2 protein-coding genes are annotated in these 3,539 nt (G+C 66.8%); both read right to left on the reverse strand.

Annotation, left to right across the window (positions count from 1 at the left end):
- Positions 1-1,303: HlyD family type I secretion periplasmic adaptor subunit (locus BZL41_RS06835; protein ID WP_143518034.1), on the reverse strand; the 1,303-nt coding region annotated here is incomplete at its 3' end.
- Positions 1,304-1,412: 109 nt separating this feature from the next.
- Positions 1,413-3,515: a type I secretion system permease/ATPase gene (locus tag BZL41_RS06840; protein WP_168190958.1), complete on the reverse strand. Its 2,103-nt coding sequence runs from the start codon at positions 3,513-3,515 to the stop codon at positions 1,413-1,415.
- Positions 3,516-3,539: the final 24 nt, after the last annotated feature.

Consider the following 3,539-nt stretch of genomic DNA (forward strand, 5'->3'; position numbering starts at 1 on the left):
CCTTGCCGCCGACTTGGAGGGTCTTTTCCTTCAACTGGATGCGCGTGCTGTATACGAGGCCGAGTTTTTCGTCTTCGATGGCGTCGTTGGAGACGCTTTGCACGGTGCCGTGGACGACGCCGTATTTGGTGAAGGTGAAGGTCTCGACCTTGATTTCGACTTCCTGGCCGGGGTGGACGAAGCCGATGTCTTTGTTTTCCAGCATGGCTTCCACTTCCACCGGCTGGTCGCTGGGGACGATGACCATCAGGGGTTGGGCTTCGGTGACGACGCCGCCGGGGGTGTGGATGGCGAGTTGTTGCACGGTGCCGTCCACCGGGGCGGTGAGGCGGGTCAGGCGGTCGCGTTGTTCGGCTTTCTTGAGTTCCTGGGTCAGGCTGGCGGCGCGTTGTTCGGACTCGTGCTGGAGGTCGAGCATGGCCCGGCGGGTTTGGGCGATGACGCTGTGCTGCTGGCGTTCGGCGGCGCTCCGGGCGGCGGTGAGTTCGAGGACGCGGGCCTGCTGGATGGCCAGTTCGCGCTCCTGGTCGAGGCGCGCCTGTTCCTTTTCCAGGTAGGCGTGCTTGGCGACGTAGGCTTTGTCGAGCAGGCGCTTGTAGTCGGCGCTGAGCTGGCGGGTGATGGGCAGGGATTCCTGCAGTTTGCCCACCCAGGCTTTGGCCGCCTGGATTTCCGCCTGGCGCTGTTCGATCTCGGCGTCGCCCTGGTCGAGGGCGCTGCGCAGTTCCAGGTACTGGCCGCGCAGCCAGGTGTCGGCGGCGCGCTGTTGCTCGGCGGTGGCCTGAGGCAGCAGGGCCGCCAGGGATGCCGGTTCGCGTTCGTGTTCGATGGCGTCCAGCAGGGCCCGGGCGCGGGCGCTGTCGACCTGGGCGGCAAGCAGGTCGCTCTTCAGGCGGTCGACGTCGGCGCCGGTCATGCTGGCGTCCAGTTCCACCAGCAGGTCGCCGGCCTTCACCTGTTCGCCGTCGGAAACGTGGATGGCCTTGACCACGGCCACTTCGCTGGGCTGGATGACCTTGCTCTTGCCGCTGGGGACGATCTTGCCGCTGGCGGTGGCGACCACGTCGATTTCGCCGAGGCAGGCCCAGGCCAGGGCGATGACGACGAAGGCCATGATGGTCCACTGGATGTAGCGCGGCGCCGGGTGTACCGGTTGCTCCTGCAGGGCCAGGGCGGCGGGCAGGAATTGCACTTCGTGGCTCAGGCGCGGCGGCGCGTCCATGGCCTTGCGCTGCCGCCAGGCGTGGCGCCAGGTGCTGCGGTAGCGGTTGAGCAGGTCGCGGCGGGCTGAAGGCTGGCTCATGCTTGGAGGCCGCCCGCCGGTGAGTGGGACGGTCCTACCGAGCGGCGTCGGCCTGGCAGATTGATCGCGAGCAAGCTCGCTCCTACAGAGAGAGGGGTTGTCATCAGCTTCATCCTTGTTGCAAACGGTGCAGCCTGGAGTAGTGCCCGGCCTGGTGGGCGAGGAGTTCGGCGTGGGTGCCCTGTTCGACGATCTGCCCGCGGTCCATGACCAGGATGCGGTTGGCGTCGCGCACGGCGGAGAGGCGGTGGGCGATGATGATGACGGTGCGGCCCTGGCAGATGGCTTTCATGTTCTGCTGGATGACCCGTTCGGACTCGTAGTCCAGGGCGCTGGTGGCTTCGTCGAAGATGAGGATGCGCGGGTTGCCCATCAGCGCGCGGGCGATGGCGATGCGTTGGCGCTGGCCGCCGGAGAGCGAGGCGCCGTGTTCGCCGACCACGGTGTCGTAGCCTTCCGGCAGTTCGAGGATGAAGTCGTGGGCGCCGGCCATCCGGGCCGCCTGCATCACCGCTTCGATGGGCGCGCCGGGGTCGGTCAGGGCGATGTTTTCGCGGATGCTGCGGTTGAACAGCATGTTGTCCTGCAGCACCACGCCGATCTGCCGGCGCAGCGAGGAGACGTCGGCCAGGGCGAGGTCCATGCCGTCCACCAGCACCCGGCCCCGCTCGGGGGTGTAGAGGCGCTGCAGCAGGCGCGTCAGGGTGCTCTTGCCGGAGCCGGAACGGCCGACCACGCCGATCACTTCGCCCGGCTGGATGCTCAGGCTGATGCCGCGCAGGATTTCCGAGCCGTCGGCGCGGTAGCGGAAGTGCACCTGGTCGAATTCGATCTGCCCTTTCAGCGGCGGCAGCGCACTGCGGCTGTCCTGGGACAGTTCGGTGCGGGTGTTGAGGATGTCGCCCAGGCGCTGCACGGAAACGCCGGTCTGCTGGAAGTTGGTCCACAGTTGGGCAAGGCGCATGATCGGCTGCGACACCCGCCCGGCAAGCATGTTGAAGGCGATCAACTGGCCCACCGAGAGGTCGCCGTCGATCACCAGCCGCGCGCCGAGCCAGAGGGTGGCCACGGTGACCAGCTTGCCGACCAGGCCGACACCTTCGTTGGCCAGGGTGGAGAGGGTCTGGGTCTTGAAGCTGGCGCTCACATAGCCTGCAAGCTGGTTGTCCCACTTGCGGGTGATCTGCGGTTCGACGGCCATCGCCTTGAGGGTGTCGATGCCGTTGACCGTCTCCACCAGGAACGCCTGGTTCTCCGCGCCGCGGCTGAAGCTCTCGTTGAGGCGCGCACGCAGGACCGGGGTGATGAACATCGAGAGCAGGAAGTACAACGGCAGCGAGAGCAGCACCACCAGGGTCAGCCAGCCGCTGTAGACGAACATCACGGCGATGAACACCACCGAGAACAGTACGTCGAGGATCAGGGTGATGGCGTTACCGGTAAGGAAGCTGCGGATGTTTTCCAGCTCGCGCACCCGCGCCACCGAGTCGCCGACCCGCCGCGCCTGGAAGTAGGCCAGCGGCAGGGTCACCAGGTGGCGGAACAGTTTCGAGCCCAGCTCGACGTCGATGCGGCTGGCGGTGTGGGCGAACACGTAGCTGCGCAGGCCGCTCAGGGCCGTCTCGAACAGCATGATGCCGAGCAGGCCGATGGCGATCACGTCGAGAGTGGACAGGCCCCGGTGGACCAGCACCTTGTCCATCACCACCTGGAAGAACAGCGGCGTGAGCAGGGCGAAGATCTGCAGCACGAAGGACACCAGCAGCACTTCGCCAAGCAGCTTGCGGTATTTGACGACGGCCGGGATGAACCAGGTGAAGTCGAACTTGGACAGCTCGCCGGCCAGCGAGGCCTCGGAGCGGACCAGGATCAGTTCGCCGGTCCAGCGGGCCTCGAGGTCTTCGAAGCTCAACACGTCGGGCCGCTGGGTGCGGGGGTCGTGGATCAGCGCCTTGCCATCGTCGAGCCGGGCAATGATGAAGAACCGCCCTTCCCCATCGGCGGCAATCGCCGGCAGCGGCGTGTGGCTCAGGCGCGCCAGCGTGCTGCGCGCCGGCTTGGCCTTGAGGCCGAGTTTCTTCGCCGCCAGCAGCAGCTCGGCCTTGCCGAACCGGCGGCCGTCTTCGGCGAATTCATGGGTGAGTTGTTCGGGGGAAGCGGCCACGTTGTGGAACCGCGCCAGCATCACCAGACAGGCGAGGCCGGTGTCCAGCTCCGGGGTGGGCTGGGCGTTTGA

Source organism: Pseudomonas sp. PIC25 (genome assembly GCF_002286785.1).
Classification (GTDB): Bacteria; Pseudomonadota; Gammaproteobacteria; order Pseudomonadales; family Pseudomonadaceae; genus Pseudomonas_M.